Here is a 17,804-nt window from a genome sequence, read left to right on the forward strand (position 1 = left end):
AAAAAACATAAAAATACAAGATAAACCTTGCATATAAGAGTTCTTTTGCTTATACTTATGAAACTAATCAATAATATAGTTACAATGAACAAAAAGAGAATTATCGGTTTGTGCATCTTACTATTTGTAAGTGTGCTTGTTTTTAGTGTGTACTTTTCTACAGAAATGAAAAATGAAAAATTGAGTAACATCATGTTAGCAAATGTTGAGGCATTGGCCCAAGATGAATACAATTATGAAAATGGTTCTGCTGAAAAAATCGTCAATACATACGACTCTGACCCTACTTATACAATAAGTCCTGATGGGGAAAAAATTATAGAAAATATAATTGTATGTACAGAAACAACTTGTTATGGTTCAGGTATCATTAAGTGCGAATATGATTTCAGTATGGATCTTGCAACAAGAGTATTAAACCCATGACAAAAAAAACAATTCATACCCTCATACTGACCATCCTGTCGCTTCTTATAACAGGATGTGCCACGTCTCACTACGGGGATGAACCGACCATCACGCTACAGGTAAATGAAAAGTCGATAACAGACACCGCTTTTCTGTACGCGCCGCGCACTATCCGTTTGGAGACCAACAACGAAACACTGATAACCCGTATCAATAAAGTGATTGAGTGGAACCGGACACTGTACGTTCTCGATAGGAGAGGAAACCAACTGATTGCTTTCGATGCTGACGGCAGACACAAATACACCATCCATCGGGTAGGCAGCGGCCGGGGCGAATACAGTGCCATCATCGATGCGGCTATCAATAAAAAGAAGAACGAATTGGTGTTGCTGACAGACCCGTCGGCACTGCTCAGTTTCGACAGCAAAGGCCGTTTCGTTGGTAGCCAAAAACTACCCGCCTACTACAACTCCATCTCTATTGACGGTGATTACATTTACCTGGGAAATGCCACTTACGCCAATAACCGTCCGACGAAATATTCAATAACGATTTTGCACAACGGACACAGCACCGAGATATTGGAACCGCTGAAAGAACTGGCTCCCTATTGTACCACCGAAGGACGACTGCTGGGTGGGGCATCCCCCACTCTGTTCACAAGAAAGTTCGACCCTACCATCTATAAAATAACCAAAGAAGAAATCGCTCCCCTCTACCGTATTGATTTCTCCAAAGAAACTTTCCCCGAAGATGCCAAGAACAAAGTATACGATTGCCGTGAGCTAAACAGGTATACCATCAGAAACCGATTGGTCTATCTGATGACCGATGTTGTAGATGCAAAGAAGACCTTACTGTTCAAGACCAACCTGCCCGGCAGCACATACATCCTGTCCAAGGCGGACAGTACACTGTCGGAATACAACGTGGTATACAACTCGCAATACAAATTCCCCCTGCCTAAATACACCTCGACAACGGGAGAAGAAGATGCCGTCTGCTTCATTGTGCCCGCCTCTTCCCTGATAAATCTGAAAGTTGTTTCGGACAAGAATCCGAACGCGAAAGCCATATCGCAAGAACTCAAAGAACTTGTCGGTAATATAAAAGACGACGACAATCCTATCCTTTTCCTTTACAAACTCAAGTGAAAATACTCGTATCTTTTTTATCGGTAGCTCGTTTTTTTGAGCTACCGATAAAAAAGATACGGGCACTTTTATATGAAACTTTACGCGAAAGACATTAATATCTGTCGCGAGGCACGGCTTTTTCATTTATAGAAGTCGTTATTAAAGGGAGTCTGAAGGAGTTATCTTCCTTCGGGACAGGAGTTAAAAGCAGACAGCCATACCGGAGAAGACGACTAGATAGACCGCACAAACAAACAGGCAGAAACAGGCATACGGAAACGGACCGGTGAAGAACAAATGGACAAGAAAAGACCGGTGAAACATCCCCGCAAGATATTTATTGTCAGCGGCATACGAGTGCCACATGATTTCTGAACGGTGGAACTTTATTCCCAGTTAACCGGGAACGCATTCCCTCTTAATTGGGAATATGTTCCCACCGCACAGGGAACATGTTTCCAATTAACTGGGAACAATCTCCCGACATACAGCCCACTCCATACCCTTTCTTTTTTGCATAAATTCCTGTTATATCTTTTAACCAATCCTAATAATCCGCCTTATCTTCACCTATTTAGAACCGAAATCATTATCTTTGCACCCGTACATGCTGAAATTAAAAATAAAACTATAACGAATTTCATCCGAATGAAACAGTACAAAACTGTAAACAACCTGATGGGTTGGATTACCTTCCTCATTGCGGCAACGGTTTATTGCATGACCATCGAACCGACTGCAAGCTTTTGGGACTGCCCGGAGTTCATCACCACCGGCTATAAGCTGGAAGTAGGCCATCCGCCCGGCGCACCGTTCTTCATGCTGGTGGCAAACCTTTTCTCACAATTCGCTTCCGATGCAAGCAGCGTTGCCAAAATGGTGAACTATATGAGCGCACTGATGAGTGCCGCCTGTATCCTGTTCCTGTTCTGGAGCATCACGCACCTGGTACGCAAGTTGGTAGTGACCGATGAGAACAACATCACCAACGGACAACTGGTTACCATCATGGGCAGCGGACTGGTAGGTGCGCTGGCATATACATTCAGTGACACATTCTGGTTCAGTGCCGTGGAAGGCGAGGTATATGCCTTCTCCTCACTGTTTACGGCAGTAGTATTCTGGCTGATACTGAAATGGGAGGATGTAGCAGACGAACCGCACTCCGACCGCTGGCTGATACTTATCGCCTACCTCACCGGACTGAGCATCGGCGTGCACCTGCTGAACCTGCTCTGCCTTCCGGCTATCGTGTTGGTATACTACTACAAGAAAGTGCCCAACGCCGATGCAATAGGCTCCCTGTTGGCTCTGCTTGCTTCGGGAATATTGGTAGCCGCCGTGCTGTACGGCATTGTTCCGGGCATTGTGAAAGTGGGCGGCTGGTTCGAACTGCTTTTCGTCAATGGAATCGGCATGCCTTTCAACAGCGGTGTCATAGTGTATATCATTCTGTTGGCAACTTGCCTTATCTGGGGAGTGTACGAGAGCTATGTCGAAAAGCACAAATTGCGCATGACACTATCGTTTGTACTGACCATAGCCATGCTGGGCATTCCTTTCTACGGACACGGAGCCAGTTCCGTCATTATCGGCATTATTGTCATTACGTTGTTGTCAATCTACCTCGCACCGGAGATACAGAAAAGCGTTAAAGAGAAATTCCGCGTATCGGCACGTACACTGAACACGTCGTTGCTGTGCACCATGATGATTGTCGTCGGATATTCATCCTACGCGCTCATCGTAATCCGTTCCACTGCCAATACTCCGATGGACCAGAACTCTCCGGAAGACATCTTCACATTGGGAGAATATTTAGGACGCGAACAATACGGCACACGCCCGCTGTTCTACGGTCCGGCTTACTCCTCACAAGTGGCACTGGATGTAAAAGACGGGTATTGCGAACCGCGTGTCTCCTACAACGGAACGAAATATATCCGCAAGGAAAAAACCGCTGCCGACGAGAAAGACAGCTACATCGAAATCCCCGGACGCATCGAATACGAGTATGCGCAGAATATGTTCTTCCCGCGCATGTACAGCAGCGCGCATGCTGGCCAGTATCAAGCATGGCAAGACATCAAGGGATACGACCTGCCCTACGACAAATGCGGCGACATAGTTATGGTGACCATGCCTACGCAGTGGGAAAACATCAAGTTCTTCTTCTCCTACCAGCTCAACTGGATGTACTGGCGCTACTTCATGTGGAACTTTGCCGGACGCCAGAACGACCTGCAAGGTAGCGGGGAGATAGAGCACGGCAACTGGATTACCGGCATCAAGTTCATCGACAACATGCTCGTAGGCAACCAGGACTTGCTGCCGAAAGAGCTGAAAGAGAACAAAGGACACAACGTATTCTACTGTCTGCCGCTGTTGCTCGGCATCATCGGCCTGTTGTGGCAGGCGTATCGCGGGCAGAGGGGCATCCAACAGTTCTGGGTGGTGTTCTTCCTCTTCTTCATGACTGGTATAGCGATTGTGCTCTATCTGAACCAGACCCCCAGCCAGCCGCGCGAACGCGACTATGCGTACGCCGGTTCGTTCTACGCTTTCGCCATCTGGATTGGCATGGGTGTGGCAGGGTTAATACAGGTTGTGAACAACTGCACAAGGAAACAAGGCTACATGGGAACAGACGAAGCAAATGACGACAATGCTTTTGCGCCCTCGTTGACTTCCGCCCTCGCTGTCTCATTGCTCTGTCTCTTCGTCCCCGTGCAAATGGCAAGCCAGACGTGGGACGACCACGACCGCAGCGACCGCTATGTGGCACGCGACTTCGGCCAGAACTACCTGATGTCGTTGCAAGAAACGGGCAATCCGATTATCTACACCAACGGCGACAACGACACGTTCCCCTTGTGGTATAACCAGGAGACGGAAGGTTTCCGCACCGATGCCCGTACATGCAACCTCAGCTACCTGCAGACCGACTGGTACATCGACCAGATGAAGCGTCCCGCCTACGACTCTCCTTCCCTGCCCATCACATGGGACCGTATGGAGTACGTGGAAGGCACTAACGAGTATATTCCGATACGCCCCGAATATAAGAAGAGTATCGACGCATTATATGCCGAAGCGGAAAAGCAGGCTTTGAACGGCAATGCCGAAGCCATGATAAATGTGAAGAAAGAGTTCGGCGACAACCCTTACGAGCTTAAGAACATACTGAAATACTGGGTACGAAGCAAGAACGAAGACCTGAAGGTAATCCCTACCGACAGCATCGTCATGAAAGTGGACAAGGAAGCCGTACGCCGCAGCGGCATGATGATACCGGGCGATTCCATCCCCGACTACATGCATATCTCGCTGAAAGGCAAACGTGCCCTCTACAAAAGCGAACTGATGATGCTCGAAATGTTGTCGGAAGCCAACTGGGAACGTCCTATCTACATCGCAGTCAGTGTAGGGCCTGAAAACCAGTTGAACATGAGCAACCACTTCATTCAGGAAGGTCTTACCTACCGCTTCACCCCGTTCGATACGGACAAGCTGGGTGTGAAAATAGACAGCGAAAAGATGTACGACAACCTGATGAACAAATTCAAGTTTGGCGGCATCGACAAGCCCGGCATCTACATTGACGAAAACACAATGCGCATGTGCAACTCGCATCGACGCATTTTCTCACAGCTTGTACAACAGCTGATACGCGAAGGCAAGAAAGACAAGGCAATAGCCGCACTGGACTATGCAGAGAAGATGATTCCTGCCTGCAACGTGCCGTACGACTGGCAAAACGGCGCCGTACAGATGGCGGAGGCGTACTACCAACTGGGCAATTCCGCACAAGCCGAAGAAATGATGAAAGCCCTCGCCGACAAGGCAGTGGAATACCTCACCTGGTATCTGAGCATGGACGACTACCGTTTCGCGGTTTCCAGCCGTGAATTCGAATACCATTTGGCAGTGCTTGATGCCGAGGTAAAAATCATGAAGAAATACAATTCCAAACTGGCGGAGACCTACGACCCGAAGGTAGAAGAGTTGTACAACTTATATGTAGAAAGACTTAAACAGTGACAAGCGTTGGGCAGCGGGCGGTCAGCAAGTTCCCTCCACGGTTACTAACCGCCCGCTGCCCAACGCCTGTCACCAATCACTAACCACCAATCACTGATTAACCGTGTTTATAGAACAGCCTCCCGAGTTCGTTCGTAAGTTATATCCCAGTGCCGTCTGGCGAATGGACCCGAATGAGAGGGCCGTATACCTGACTTTCGATGACGGACCCATCCCCGAAGTAACTCCGTGGGTGCTCGACTTGCTCGACCAATATGGCATAAAAGCCACCTTCTTCATGGTAGGTGACAACATCCGTAAACATCCCGATGAATTTCAGATGGTTGTAGAGCGCGGACACCGCATCGGCAACCACACTTTCAATCACCTCAGAGGATTTGAGTACAACTTCAAGGATTACCTGGCAAATACGGAGAGAGCAAACGAGGTGATGAAAACGGATTTATTCCGTCCTCCGCACGGGCATATGGGGTGGACACAGTATATGATACTGAAGCGCCGCTACAAGATAATAATGTGGGATTTGGTAACCCGCGATTACAGTAAGAAGCTGCGCGGGCCGCAGGTGCTTGCCAATGTAATGAGATACGCGCGCAACGGCTCCATCATTACCTTCCACGACTCCCTGAAGTCCTGGAACAACGGTAACCTGCAATACGCATTGCCGCGAGCTATAGAATTTCTGAAAGAAGAAGGTTACGAGTTTAAATTACTTTGACAGATAGGGACATTTACTGAATATTCCTAAGAATGTCCCGACAGATAAAATACGGAGAGTTGGAAGCCGGGGTACGCGGTTATGCCGCATAGCGTGAGCTTCCAACTCTCCGTATTTACAATATTAAGACTTTCAACCAGCCAAGCCTTTTCAGTCTACCTTTACCGTCAACGGATTGCGCACTTTCCGGGCGAAATCAGCCATATACCGGTTCCAGGCATCGGCAGTCTTGATATCCGCCTTACTCCATGCAAATCCCCAATAATATACGTATTCCGAACCCGGTTCGTAATCGCTGACAGCAAGCACATGGCCGTCGGCGTTATTGCGTTCTTTCTTCTCCTCTTCAGAGAAAAGTACGGTTTTCGCATCCTTGACAAGTGCAGGAACGGCAGCACCCATAAAGATTTTACCATTATCAGGTCCTGTAGTAGGATCTACATAAGTGATGTATCCGTTAGCGGCATCAGCCACGACAGCACCGTCCGGTTCGTGCAGCACGATACCTGCAACGATGGGCAATGTCTCTTTCAGATTGCTGTAGGATATGGCAGTCTTGTTCAGATGTGAACCTGCATCCAACGTAATCAAACGCGTTTCCACCACCGTCGAATCGCCCTTTACGGTAAGAGGGTTGAACTCCAGCTTCATCGTGAAACGCAACGGACCGTTGTCCAAAATCTCCTGGTTCTTATAGCACCACGGATAGACAATGCTGTCGTTCACCATCAGTGCCGCCACACCGGCTCCCAATGTAGGACCTACGGCATAGCAGTCCATACCATAACCGTGGTCGATATGATAAGAACGCTCGCGGCTTAACTTGGAGGCAGCTTCCGGATCGGTCTTTTTCAACTCGGCAATCTTAGCCCGCGTATCCTTGTCCAGCTCTTTGGCATACATAGCCTCCAGTATGGGTTCGGTGGTATTGTACTTCGTAAACAAGTCATAGCCGAAACCGCGCTCTCCCTTTGCCTGCAAAGCAGGACCGTAAGCACGGAAAGCTACCAAATCATTCTCCCAAGCCATATCATCCATACGTTCGGGATAGCATTTGCCGCAAGCCTTTACGCTGAAAGCCTTCGGCTTGCCGGTCTGTATGGTGTACGTGGCAGTGCCGTTGGCAGCTACCGTAACCGCAAATATAACCTTTCCGTCATACGTAATCTGATAAGGCACCTGCTGCCTGTCGGCATTGAATACCACAATCTGTTCGGTATCTGCCAGCCCCAAACGGTTGGTAACGGTTTCCATAGACACCTCTACCATTTCGTTGGAACGCTCCACGTCCAACGGGTTGGTTACCGTGACGGTTACTATCTTGCTGTCATTGCAAGCAAAGCAAAACAATGCCGCCATACATAATAAAAGAAATTTCTTCATACTGAATAAATAATAGGATAAAGTGGTGATGTAATAGGATGGTAATGCAAATAATGCAGTGGTAATAAAACGGCCTTATAATAAAAAAATAAGGCGGTAAAGCAATACCTTCTATCACCTACCGCCTTACCACCTTATTACCTGTTATTTCGGTTGTTTTCCGATGTAAGCCAAGATACCGCCGTCAACGTACAGTACGTGTCCGTTAACTGCGTTAGAAGCCTCGGATGCCAAGAACACAGCAGGACCTGTAAGTTCTTCCGGATCCAGCCAACGACCTGCCGGAGTCTTGGCGCAAATGAATGAATCGAACGGATGACGGCTGCCGTCAGCTTGTTTTTCACGCAACGGAGCAGTCTGCGGAGTAGCGATGTAACCCGGACCGATACCATTACACTGGATGTTGTATTCACCGTATTCGGAGCAGATGTTACGAGTCAACATCTTCAAACCACCCTTAGCGGCAGCGTATGCGGATACAGTCTCACGACCCAGCTCAGACATCATAGAACAGATGTTGATGATTTTACCGTGGCCCTTCTTCATCATTGCAGGCAACACAGCCTTAGAAACGATGAACGGAGCGTTCAGGTCGATGTCGATAACGCGACGGAAATCGGCAGCTTCCATTTCGTGCATGGGAACACGGCGAATGATACCTGCATTGTTTACCAAAATATCGATAGTGCCTACTTCTTTCTCAATAGTTGCCACCATAGCCTGAACAGCCGGTTCGTCAGTCACATCGCATACGTAACCGTGTGCCTGGATACCCTTTTCGGCATAAGCAGCCATACCTTTGTCAACCAACTCCTGGTTGATGTCGTTGAAACAGATTTTTGCACCTTGTTCTGCAAAAGCCGAAGCGATGGCAAAACCGATACCATAAGAAGCACCTGTAACAAGGGCTACTTTACCTTCCAAAGAAAAATTCAAATACTGATTCATGATGTTTATTTATTTTAGGTTGAAAAAATAGTGTTATTTCAAGTCTGTAATCAAAGAGAAGTCCTGATCACCGTAATCCAGGTTCTCGCCGCCCATACCCCAAATAAAGGTATAGTTGTGCGTAGCGGCGGCAGAGTGGATGGACCATTCGGGAGAGAGAACAGCCTGGTCGCCCTTCATCCAAATATGGCGGGTTTCGTCCACCTCGCCCATAAAGTGGCAGATGGCATGGTCTTCCGGTATCTCGAAGTAGAAATAGGCTTCCATGCGGCGGCTATGGACATGCGCAGGCATCGTGTTCCACACACTGCCCGGAGCAAGTTCCGTCATACCCATTTGCAACTGGCAGGTGAGCAGCACCTGATTGACCAGCATCTTATTGATATTACGATGGTTGGAGCCTTCCAAAGAACCCATCTCCGCCACCACGGCATCGCTCTTCGTCACCTTCTTGTCGGGATAGTTGCGGTGAGCCGTTACGGAATTGAAGTAGAACTTGGCGGGATGTGCCGCGTCCTTGCTCTCGAAAGTAACTTCACGGTCGCCCGAACCCAAGTAGAGAGCTTCCTTATAATTCAGTTCGAATACAGCATCGCCGGCTTTCACCACGCCCGGTCCGCCTACGTTGAAGATACCCATTTCGCGACGTGTCAGGAAGTAAGGGGCTTTCAAGGGGTCGATAGCTTCCAGTTGCAGCGTCTCGCCTACAGGCATGGCACCACCCACCACCATACGGTCATACATGGAATATACCATGTTCACTTCATCGGGTGAGAATACTTTCTCTATCAGGAAATCACGACGGATTCTTTTCGTATCATAACTTTTCGCATCTTCCGGATGTGCGGCATAGCGAATTTCATAATTCGTTTTCATGATTTATCACGTTTTTAAATTGTCCAATTAATAGCCGAGTGGTACGTCGTTTGCGTACACGATTGCAAATGTAGCAAAAGAAAACGGCAAAACATTGCTTTTTTGTCCTAATTATCTATCAATATTGTACAAAGAAAGGAAAAATATGATAGAAATACAAATAAAAGAAGGTGCCGCGCATTGCGCCAATCCGATTTTTCAAATCAACCTTACAAAGGAAAAGAAAGGGAATAATATGAAAAAAGCTCCGACAATCATTGATTGCCGGAGCTTTTTCGATGCCTGTCCTGAAACAACGAAAAAACCCTCTAAAATTAGCCGTTTTAGAGGGTTTTTAGCTGTTAATAACTGAATGGTTGTTGGACTACCAGGATTCGAACCTGGACAAACAGAACCAAAACCTGTTGTGCTACCATTACACCATAGTCCAAACATATATGCTTTCTGTTAAAAAGCGGTGCAAAGATAGAAGTATGTCCCGAAACATGCAAATATTTCGGGACATTTTTTCGGTATACTATATTATTTTACAATAATCAGGTAATAATTCTTCTTGCCGCGTTGCACCAGCAGATACTTGCCATCCAGCAAATCGGCTGTTGTAACCGCCTGGTCGAAAGCCGCCAGCTTCTCTTTATTCAAGGAGACACCGCCGCCTTGCACTAACTTGCGCATTTCGCCTTTAGAAGCAAATATGGCGGCATTGTCTACAAACAGGTCAACCGCCTTTACACCGGCTGCCAGCACATCACGAGACACCTCGAACTGGGGAACGCCTTCGAATACCGCCAGCAAAGTGTCTTCGTCCAACTTCTTCAAGGCTTCCGAAGTGGCATTGCCGAAGAGGATATTGGAAGCATCGACAGCTGCGTTGTAGTCTTCCTCAGAGTGTACCATAACAGTAACCTCCTTTGCCAAACGCTTCTGCAGGACGCGCAGATGCGGCGCAGCTTCGTGCTCGGCTGTAAGCGCCTCAATCTCCTCTCTGCTCAAAGAGGTGAATATCTTAATGTAGCGTGCCGCATCGGCATCGCTTACGTTCAGCCAGAACTGGTAGAACTTATAAGGAGACGTATAGCGGGGATCGAGCCAGATATTACCCGACTCCGTCTTGCCGAATTTACCGCCGTCCGCCTTCGTAATGAGCGGGCTTGTCAAAGCGAATACCTCGCCGCCATTAGTACGGCGAATAAGTTCCGCTCCCGTAGTGATATTACCCCATTGGTCCGAACCGCCCATTTGCAGTTTGCAACCTTTGGTTTCGTACAGATGCAGGAAGTCGTAACCTTGCAGCAACTGATAAGTGAATTCTGTGAAAGAAAGACCATCGCGTGCCTCACCGTTCAAACGCTTCTTCACCGAATCCTTAGCCATCATATAGTTTACGGTGATATGCTTACCTACTTCGCGGGCGAAGTCAAGAAAACTGAAATCCTTCATCCAATCGTAGTTGTTCACCAGTTCCGCACGGTTAGGGGCATCCGACTCAAAATCCAGGAACTTGCTCAGTTGCTTCTTCATGCCTGCCATATTGTGTTGCAAGGTTTCTTCAGTGAGCAGATTACGTTCCGCCGACTTACCGGAAGGGTCGCCGATCATACCCGTGGCACCGCCAATCAACGCCAGCGGCTTGTGACCGCAACGTTGGAAGTGACGCAATATCATCACACTGCAAAGGTGACCGATATGCAAAGAGTCTGCCGTAGGATCGAAACCGATGTACGCAGTCACTTGTTCCTTAGCCAACAGTTCTTCCGTACCCGGCATCATATCGTGGAGCATGCCACGCCATTTTAATTCTTCTACAAAATTCATCGAATGATTAACTATTAATTAGTTGATTTATACTTTGTCTGTGCGACAAAAATACGACACTTTATTCTAACAAACAACTCTTATTGTTTAAAAAAGACTTTGCCGATGTTTTCCCTTATCGCTTCCGTCAGGTTTGCCAAAGATGTGCAACGGATTTCGGCTGCCCGGCTATACAAATCCATAATCGGCACGGTACTTTCATCGGTTTCTAAAAACAAGCGGCAAGCAGGAGTTACCCGAAGCGCCTCTTCCTGATACCTCTCTCCGAAAGAGAGGTACAACCCATGCCGCAGGTATTCTTCCGCCAAAACCGCCTTTCCGCGAAAACCGTGAATAATCCAAGGATTGGCAGGCTGTATGCGTTGTTTCAGTTTCAGCAACTCGTCCGCCGCCTTTACCAAATGAATTATCAAAGGCTTGCCAAGTTCCTCGGAGAGCCGTGCCTGATATTCGAAAACTTCCATTTGTACGCTCATCGGAGCATCCGCCAGTTTGTCCAAGCCCGCTTCTCCCACGGCAAGTACCTGCGGATGTCCGGCTAAAACGGGCAAGATATCCATTCCATGCCGGATAGCCGGGGTAATGCCTGATCCAACGAGCCAGGGATGTATGCCCACCGAATACCACACGCCTGCCTCCATGACAAGAGTATCGGGATAACGGTTCACAATGGCACTTCCGGGCATTTGCGGCAACCAATGCGTGTGTATGTCGACAGGAAATTTCATGGGACGGGGTCATATCCGGAACCTCCCCAGGGATGGCAACGCAATATACGTTTCACCGCCAGATAAAGCCCCTTAAAAGGACCGTGTTTCTTAATCGCCTCAACAGCGTATTGAGAACAGGTAGGCGTAAACCTGCACGACGGGGGAGTCATGGGGGAAATACACTTCCGATAAAAATAGATAGGGAGCAACAGCAAATATGAGAACAGGCGTTTCATGGTCCTACAGAGATGGTGTTACGGCTACGGTCTCAGCAGTATCCGCAGTAGCATGTTGCGCCGCCACCTTCTCCGCCACACGCGCCAAAGCCGTTTTCATCCGTTCTTCTATGACGGAAGATTCCACCAGCTCATTGGAAAGGTAAATAAAGGCGATTGCCAGCCGGCACTTCTTTTGCGCCAGCATATCCAGCAACCCGTGCTTGTTTACGCGGTAGGCCTCGCGTATCTGACGCTTTACGCGGTTACGCTTCACCGCACGTTTGAAACGACGCTTTGAAACACTGACAAGAATGGCAGCATCCGTCTCCAACTCCTCCACCGGCAGATACACCACACGCAACGGGAAAACCGAAAACGAATGCGCGCCGCCCGCAAACATCTTCTCTATTATCTTTTTCTTATCCAGCCTTTCGACTTTACGCAAGGTATTTGCCATGAGTGATTTCAGATTTATGATTTCAGATTTATATATAGAAAACGAGCTACAAGGCCTGCGGCATTCAAGCACCGCACCTGTAGCTCGTAATTTCTATCGTTACAACTACAAGCCACAAGCCCGCGGACTCATAACTTATAATTCATAACTCGTCATTCCTTTCACTTTCCTTTGTTGTTCTCCTTAATGAACATATCGAGCGCTGCCGTCATAGAGGGCGCCTGCACACTGGGAGCCTCCAAATCCAGGCGAAGCCCGGCATCACGGACAGCTTGCGCCGTTGTAGAGCCGAATGTTCCGATCTTGATCTCCTTCTGCTCAAAGTCCGGGAAATTCTTCTTCAAAGAAGACACGCCGGCAGGACTAAAGAAAACCAACATATCATAGTCAAACTTCTCATCCGGAGTAAAGTCATTGCTTACCGTGCGATACATCACTACTTCCGTATGCTGGATTTTGCTCTTGTCCAACAAATTCTTGATTTCGTCCGTATGCACATCCGACATCGGCACCAAATACTTTTCAGTCTTATGCTTCACAATGGAAAGCAACAAGTCATCAAACTTTCCGGTATTCCCGAAGAAAATCTTACGTTTCCGGTATTGCACATACTTCTGGATGTACAGAGCAATCGCTTCTGTCACACAGAAATACTTCATGGTTTCGGGGATTGTCACACGCAATTCCGTACAAAGATGGAAAAAGTGGTCGATTGCATGACGCGAAGTGAAAATAACGGCTGTATGATCCAGTATAGACACCTTCTGTTGCCTGAACTCTTTCGCTGAAAGGCTCTCTACTTTGATAAACGGGCGAAAATCTATTTTCACACCGTACTTCTCGGCAATGTCGTAATATGGAGATTTCTCTGATGCCGGTTTCGGCTGCGACACAAGTACTTTCTTAATTTTCAACGTCCTAAAATTTTATTATCAAATAATCGTTTAGTTGTACCACGCCTTGATATAACATAAAGCAAGGCATGATTTCAAGGGCACAAAAGTACAAAATTAAAAGGAGACTGCCATGTAAATTGCTGCAAAAAAGCTTTAACCACTTATAGAACATCAATATTTTAGTAAAAAAGACCAAAATCAATCCGATTATTATCGTAAGTTGCAGACTTAAATCGAAATAGACAATGAATAGAGCGAACGGGAAAAGGGCAAAACCGAGGTAATAAAGCAGGGCGGAATACGATTCAAGCCAAAGGGTTGTAATACTTTTGTCAAAAAAAATCCAACCCAATACAGAGTATATCGCCCATTTCAGAAATAAATAAAGAAGGCTTATTCCGACATAGATTTCCAACAAGTTAAAAGGCGGGATATGGTGTACCAATTCCGGCCGGGCATCATTGCAATAGCTGAAAATACAGACTCCGGAAAGTATGCAAGTCTGCAAAACCAATAACAGCAGATAACGCATATCGCCCGCCGTCGAAGTTGCAAAGATACTGGTCCGCTCCCGATGCAGCAAGAAATCCTTTACCAACTGCAATAGAAACCGGCGACTGCGGGAAAAAACATAGGCCGACAGAAAGAAACAACCCAACAGGACAATGGTAATACCATCATCCATTCTCGGGGAATAAGGAATGGGAATACCTTCTGTCCCGCCAACCGTCCACGCCATCAACTCCTTCATCATATTGCTGCAAACTTACGGATAGAGACATCCCACAAAGGAGCGGTATGTATCAGTTCAACAGCTTCACTCACTGTTTCGGCTACCTGCCAGATTGCCCCGTGCTGCACGCGCATGAAGTTTTCATCCACCGCTCTCCGGAGCATATCAAGCAACGGGTCGAAATAACCCTTGACATTCAATATGACTATCGGATTCAGATAAAGCCCCAATTGCTTCCAGGTGATGATTTCAAGCAGCTCCTCCAACGTGCCGCAACCGCCGGGCAAGGCTATCACGGCATCGCTCAAATCTGCCATCAGCTTCTTGCGTTCGTGCATGCTTTCCACTTCCACAAGCTCGGTCAATCCCGTATGATGCCAACCCTGCTCCACCATAAAACGGGGAATTACCCCGGTAACTTCACCACCCGCCGCAAGCGCGGCATCCGCAACGGCAGACATAAGTCCCATATTGCCGGCACCATTAACCAGGCGGATATGCCGCTGCCCCAAGAACGTGCCCAATTCGCGAGCCGCATCAAAATAAACGGAATCGATTTTGGTACTCGAGGCACTGTATACGCATACGGAAGTTATCTTGTTCATCATCTTTTAGCTCTATCGATTATACGTTGTTGCAAAGGTATATGATTTTAAGGAGATTTGAAAAAAGAAGCCGTCCATTCTGCTTTCGGAAATTCCGAAAGCAAAATAGCGGCTTTCTATAATAAATAGCTGTAAAGCTATGCTGATTACTTTATTATCAAAACGGCAAGTCCGAAAACGGACGGTCATCAAAGACCGAAAGCCGCTTTCACCTTATCAACGTAGTCCAGTTTCTCCCAAGTGAAAAGTTCCACAGTCACATCCTTATCGCCTTCGTAATGGGATTTGAAGTGCTTGGTGACTACCTGCGGCTCACGTCCCATGTGACCGTAAGCGGCTGTCTCCTGATAGATGGGGTTACGAAGCTTCAGCCGGTCTTCAATAGCTTTCGGGCGAAGGTCGAAGATTTCGTCAATCTTGCGGGCTATCTCGCCGTCACTCATGTCCACACGACTACGTCCGTATGTGTTCACATAGATGTTGATAGGACGTGCCACGCCAATGGCATACGACACCTGTACCAGCATCTCGTCCGCCACACCGGCGGCAACCAGATTCTTGGCAATGTGACGGGCGGCATACGCTGCCGAACGGTCCACCTTGCTGGGGTCTTTGCCGGAGAAGGCACCACCGCCGTGCGCGCCTTTGCCGCCGTAAGTATCAACAATAATCTTACGCCCGGTCAGCCCCGTATCTCCGTGCGGACCGCCGATAACGAACTTGCCCGTAGGGTTGACGTGGTATTTGATATCTTCGTTGAACAGCGCCAGTACCTTGTCGTGGTGAATAGAGGCAATGACACGGGGCATCAGGATGCCGATGACATCCTTGCGGATAATATCCAGCATTTCCTCATCTGCTTTCAGTTGAGCCGCCTCGCTCCCGTCGGCAGGCAGGATGAAGTCATCGTGCTGGGTGGATACGACAATCGTGTCGATACGGACAGGGTTGCCGTTGTCGTCATATTCAATAGTCACCTGGCTCTTGGAGTCGGGACGAAGGTAGGTCATCACCTCGCCTTCACGGCGGATATCCGCCAACACTTGCAAGATGCGGTGGGCAAGGTCCAAAGAGAGGGGCATGTAATTCTCCGTCTCATTGGTGGCATAACCGAACATCATACCCTGGTCGCCTGCACCTTGTTCCATAGGATCCCGGCGCTCCACACCTCGGTTGATGTCGGGACTCTGTTCGTGAATGGCTGAAAGTACACCACACGAATTGCTCTCGAACATATACTCGCCTTTGGTATAGCCGATTTTCTTGATTACTTCACGCGCGATAAGTTGAAGGTCAACATACGCTTTGGTTTTCACTTCACCGGCCAGCACCACCTGTCCGGTAGTAACCAGAGTTTCGCAAGCTACTTTCGAACTGGGGTCATACGCCAACAGTTTGTCAAGCACAGCGTCCGATATCTGATCGGCCACTTTGTCGGGGTGCCCTTCGGACACCGATTCGGATGTGAATAAATATCCCATTTCAATTTAGAAATTAAAAATGAACAATGAAGAGCTTGTCTTTAAGCCTTGCTCTGAAAAGGAGATGAAAAAAGCGTCATTGAGGGCGGGCATGCAAGTTCCGGCACACCGAAGTACCGTCAGAAAAGGATGTGTTTTAGCATTTTTTTCTGTGGTTGCAAGCTACCCAAATCTTTCCACATATCATTTTCAGGTGCAAAGATAAAGGTTTTACGCGAATATGATACACAACAGGCAAAGTATTAACTAAAAAACATGCTTATTACTACGAAATGCCTATTTTTGCATAAACTTAATTCTAAAATCAATCATGAGAAAACTGTTACTGATGTGCCTGATGCTGTTGGCATCCATCGCCGGAAAGGGGCAAAACAAGAATGAATTTACCGTATTGCAATGGAACATTTGGCAAGAAGGCACCAAAGTGCCCGGCGGATACGATGCCATTGTCGATGAAATCGTCCGCCTGAAACCCGACTTCGTGACTTTCAGCGAAGTGAGAAACTACAACAACACCCGGTTTTGCGACCGCATCGTCCGGTCGCTGAAAACCAAAGGAGAGACCTACTACTCCTTCTACAGCTATGATTCCGGCTTGCTGAGCCGCCATCCGATAACCGACTCCCTGACCGTCTTCCCCGAAAAAGATGACCACGGAAGCATCTACAAGATGACAAGCCGGATAAAGGGGCGCAAGATAGCCGTCTACACGGCACACCTCGACTATCTGAACGATGCTTATTATAATGTACGCGGATACGACGGTTCCACATGGGAGGAAATCCCCATTCCCCAAACCGTGCTGGAAGTACTGAAAGTAAACGATGCCTCCCTGCGCGACGATGCCATCAAAGAGTTTATCGCCGCTGCCCGCAAGGATATCGCGGAAGGCACCATCGTCATCCTGGGCGGCGACTTCAACGAACCTTCACACCTCGACTGGATACGGGAAACGAAAGACCTATACGACCACAACGGACTGGTTGTCCCCTGGACAGTACCCCTGATGTTGGACAACAGTGGCTTCATCGACACTTACCGCACGCTTCACCCGGACGTACTGAACTATCCGGGCTTCACCTTCCCTGCCGACAATCCGCTAATTCCGGTAGAGAAACTGACCTGGACCCCCAAATCCGATGAACGAGACCGGATAGATTATGTGTTCTACTACCCGCATCCCGCTATCAAACTGAAAGATGCCGTCATCTTCGGTCCGCAGGGAAGCATCGTAAAAAGCCGGCGGACAGCAGAAAAATCCAAGGACAAGTTCCTGCTGCCGCAAGGAGTATGGCCGACAGACCACAAGGGGTTGCTGGTGACGTTCGAAATAATTTCGGATTTATGAGTTTGGAGTACAGATTTTAAATCCCATA

17 protein-coding genes and 1 tRNA gene are annotated in these 17,804 nt (G+C 47.9%); 6 read left to right on the forward strand and 12 right to left on the reverse strand.

Going from position 1 to position 17,804, the window contains the following annotated elements:
• Window positions 1-57 precede the first annotated feature (57 nt).
• The 4 genes from QZ327_RS03150 (at window position 58) to QZ327_RS03165 (ending at window position 6,306) form a co-directional block, all read left to right on the forward strand.
• On the forward strand, window positions 58-426 hold the full coding sequence (locus QZ327_RS03150; RefSeq protein ID WP_294617044.1) for an NVEALA domain-containing protein: 369 nt from the start codon (window positions 58-60) through the stop codon (window positions 424-426).
• Window positions 423-1,565, forward strand: coding sequence for a 6-bladed beta-propeller (locus tag QZ327_RS03155; protein WP_294617045.1), 1,143 nt, complete (start codon window positions 423-425; stop codon window positions 1,563-1,565). The genes QZ327_RS03150 and QZ327_RS03155 overlap by 4 nt, the downstream gene beginning before the upstream one ends.
• 630 nt (window positions 1,566-2,195) lie before the next feature.
• Window positions 2,196-5,588, forward strand: a complete 3,393-nt coding sequence (locus tag QZ327_RS03160) for a DUF2723 domain-containing protein (RefSeq protein WP_294617046.1) — start codon at window positions 2,196-2,198, stop codon at window positions 5,586-5,588.
• A 103-nt stretch (window positions 5,589-5,691) separates the two neighbouring features.
• A complete protein-coding gene (locus QZ327_RS03165) occupies window positions 5,692-6,306 on the forward strand; it encodes a polysaccharide deacetylase family protein (RefSeq protein ID WP_294617047.1) in 615 nt (204 codons plus the stop codon).
• Between the two features lie 150 nt (window positions 6,307-6,456).
• On the opposite strand, the gene QZ327_RS03170 is transcribed toward QZ327_RS03165, so the two are convergent.
• The 3 genes from QZ327_RS03170 to kduI all read right to left on the reverse strand — a co-directional run bounded on the left by QZ327_RS03170 (window position 6,457) and on the right by kduI (window position 9,513).
• Window positions 6,457-7,689: a DUF4861 domain-containing protein gene (locus QZ327_RS03170; protein WP_294617048.1), complete on the reverse strand. Its 1,233-nt coding sequence runs from the start codon at window positions 7,687-7,689 to the stop codon at window positions 6,457-6,459.
• Window positions 7,690-7,833: 144 nt separating this feature from the next.
• Window positions 7,834-8,637, reverse strand: coding sequence for a gluconate 5-dehydrogenase (locus QZ327_RS03175; RefSeq protein WP_294617050.1), 804 nt, complete (start codon window positions 8,635-8,637; stop codon window positions 7,834-7,836).
• Window positions 8,638-8,670: 33 nt separating this feature from the next.
• Entirely contained in the window at window positions 8,671-9,513 is an 843-nt protein-coding gene (kduI, locus tag QZ327_RS03180; RefSeq protein WP_294617052.1) for a 5-dehydro-4-deoxy-D-glucuronate isomerase, read from the reverse strand.
• Window positions 9,514-9,658: 145 nt separating this feature from the next.
• On the opposite strand from kduI, the gene QZ327_RS03185 reads away from it, so the two are divergent.
• Window positions 9,659-9,865, forward strand: a complete 207-nt coding sequence (locus tag QZ327_RS03185; RefSeq protein WP_294617054.1) for a hypothetical protein — start codon at window positions 9,659-9,661, stop codon at window positions 9,863-9,865.
• Window positions 9,866-9,872: 7 nt separating this feature from the next.
• Here QZ327_RS03185 and QZ327_RS03190 read toward each other — a convergent pair.
• The 9 genes from QZ327_RS03190 to metK all read right to left on the reverse strand — a co-directional run bounded on the left by QZ327_RS03190 (window position 9,873) and on the right by metK (window position 16,428).
• Window positions 9,873-9,943 (reverse strand) — tRNA-Gln (locus QZ327_RS03190).
• A gap of 92 nt (window positions 9,944-10,035) precedes the next feature.
• Window positions 10,036-11,328 (reverse strand): tyrosine--tRNA ligase, encoded by a 1,293-nt coding sequence (tyrS, locus tag QZ327_RS03195; RefSeq protein WP_294617056.1) that lies wholly within the window; start codon window positions 11,326-11,328, stop codon window positions 10,036-10,038.
• A gap of 80 nt (window positions 11,329-11,408) precedes the next feature.
• The gene (locus QZ327_RS03200; RefSeq protein WP_294617058.1) at window positions 11,409-12,056 is read right to left on the reverse strand and encodes a TatD family hydrolase; all 648 of its coding nucleotides are present in this window, start codon (window positions 12,054-12,056) and stop codon (window positions 11,409-11,411) included.
• On the reverse strand, window positions 12,053-12,274 hold the full coding sequence (yidD, locus tag QZ327_RS03205; protein WP_294617059.1) for a membrane protein insertion efficiency factor YidD: 222 nt from the start codon (window positions 12,272-12,274) through the stop codon (window positions 12,053-12,055). Before yidD ends, QZ327_RS03200 begins: the two co-directional genes overlap by 4 nt.
• 4 nt (window positions 12,275-12,278) lie before the next feature.
• Window positions 12,279-12,713, reverse strand: a complete 435-nt coding sequence (gene rnpA / locus QZ327_RS03210) for a ribonuclease P protein component (RefSeq protein WP_294617061.1) — start codon at window positions 12,711-12,713, stop codon at window positions 12,279-12,281.
• Between the two features lie 161 nt (window positions 12,714-12,874).
• Window positions 12,875-13,627: a uroporphyrinogen-III synthase gene (locus tag QZ327_RS03215; RefSeq protein ID WP_294617063.1), complete on the reverse strand. Its 753-nt coding sequence runs from the start codon at window positions 13,625-13,627 to the stop codon at window positions 12,875-12,877.
• A 4-nt stretch (window positions 13,628-13,631) separates the two neighbouring features.
• A complete protein-coding gene (locus QZ327_RS03220; protein WP_294617064.1) occupies window positions 13,632-14,363 on the reverse strand; it encodes a DUF4271 domain-containing protein in 732 nt (243 codons plus the stop codon).
• Window positions 14,360-14,947, reverse strand: coding sequence for a TIGR00730 family Rossman fold protein (locus tag QZ327_RS03225; RefSeq protein WP_294617128.1), 588 nt, complete (start codon window positions 14,945-14,947; stop codon window positions 14,360-14,362). The genes QZ327_RS03220 and QZ327_RS03225 overlap by 4 nt, the downstream gene beginning before the upstream one ends.
• 188 nt (window positions 14,948-15,135) lie before the next feature.
• Complete coding sequence (gene metK, locus QZ327_RS03230; RefSeq protein ID WP_294617066.1) at window positions 15,136-16,428, reverse strand: methionine adenosyltransferase; 1,293 nt, start codon at window positions 16,426-16,428, stop codon at window positions 15,136-15,138.
• Between the two features lie 310 nt (window positions 16,429-16,738).
• Here metK and QZ327_RS03235 point away from each other — a divergent pair, with 310 nt between their 5' ends.
• Window positions 16,739-17,776, forward strand: coding sequence for an endonuclease/exonuclease/phosphatase family protein (locus QZ327_RS03235; protein WP_294617068.1), 1,038 nt, complete (start codon window positions 16,739-16,741; stop codon window positions 17,774-17,776).
• Window positions 17,777-17,804: the final 28 nt, after the last annotated feature.

Origin of the sequence: uncultured Bacteroides sp., from assembly GCF_910578895.1 — a bacterium.
In the GTDB taxonomy this organism is placed as follows: domain Bacteria; phylum Bacteroidota; class Bacteroidia; order Bacteroidales; family Bacteroidaceae; genus Bacteroides.

Excerpts from the sequence above, each read along its gene's own strand:
- QZ327_RS03160 (WP_294617046.1), top strand. The coding sequence starts at position 2,196 with ATGAAACAGTACAAAACTGTAAACAACCTGATGGGTTGGATTACCTTC.
- rnpA (WP_294617061.1), bottom strand. The coding sequence starts at position 12,713 with ATGGCAAATACCTTGCGTAAAGTCGAAAGGCTGGATAAGAAAAAGATA.
- yidD (WP_294617059.1), bottom strand. The coding sequence starts at position 12,274 with ATGAAACGCCTGTTCTCATATTTGCTGTTGCTCCCTATCTATTTTTAT.
- QZ327_RS03225 (WP_294617128.1), bottom strand. The coding sequence starts at position 14,947 with ATGAACAAGATAACTTCCGTATGCGTATACAGTGCCTCGAGTACCAAA.
- QZ327_RS03235 (WP_294617068.1), top strand. The coding sequence starts at position 16,739 with ATGAGAAAACTGTTACTGATGTGCCTGATGCTGTTGGCATCCATCGCC.
- QZ327_RS03200 (WP_294617058.1), bottom strand. The coding sequence starts at position 12,056 with ATGAAATTTCCTGTCGACATACACACGCATTGGTTGCCGCAAATGCCC.
- QZ327_RS03150 (WP_294617044.1), top strand. The coding sequence starts at position 58 with ATGAAACTAATCAATAATATAGTTACAATGAACAAAAAGAGAATTATC.
- QZ327_RS03175 (WP_294617050.1), bottom strand. The coding sequence starts at position 8,637 with ATGAATCAGTATTTGAATTTTTCTTTGGAAGGTAAAGTAGCCCTTGTT.
- QZ327_RS03220 (WP_294617064.1), bottom strand. The coding sequence starts at position 14,363 with ATGATGAAGGAGTTGATGGCGTGGACGGTTGGCGGGACAGAAGGTATT.
- QZ327_RS03185 (WP_294617054.1), top strand. The coding sequence starts at position 9,659 with ATGATAGAAATACAAATAAAAGAAGGTGCCGCGCATTGCGCCAATCCG.
- QZ327_RS03155 (WP_294617045.1), top strand. The coding sequence starts at position 423 with ATGACAAAAAAAACAATTCATACCCTCATACTGACCATCCTGTCGCTT.
- metK (WP_294617066.1), bottom strand. The coding sequence starts at position 16,428 with ATGGGATATTTATTCACATCCGAATCGGTGTCCGAAGGGCACCCCGAC.
- kduI (WP_294617052.1), bottom strand. The coding sequence starts at position 9,513 with ATGAAAACGAATTATGAAATTCGCTATGCCGCACATCCGGAAGATGCG.
- tyrS (WP_294617056.1), bottom strand. The coding sequence starts at position 11,328 with ATGAATTTTGTAGAAGAATTAAAATGGCGTGGCATGCTCCACGATATG.
- QZ327_RS03170 (WP_294617048.1), bottom strand. The coding sequence starts at position 7,689 with ATGAAGAAATTTCTTTTATTATGTATGGCGGCATTGTTTTGCTTTGCT.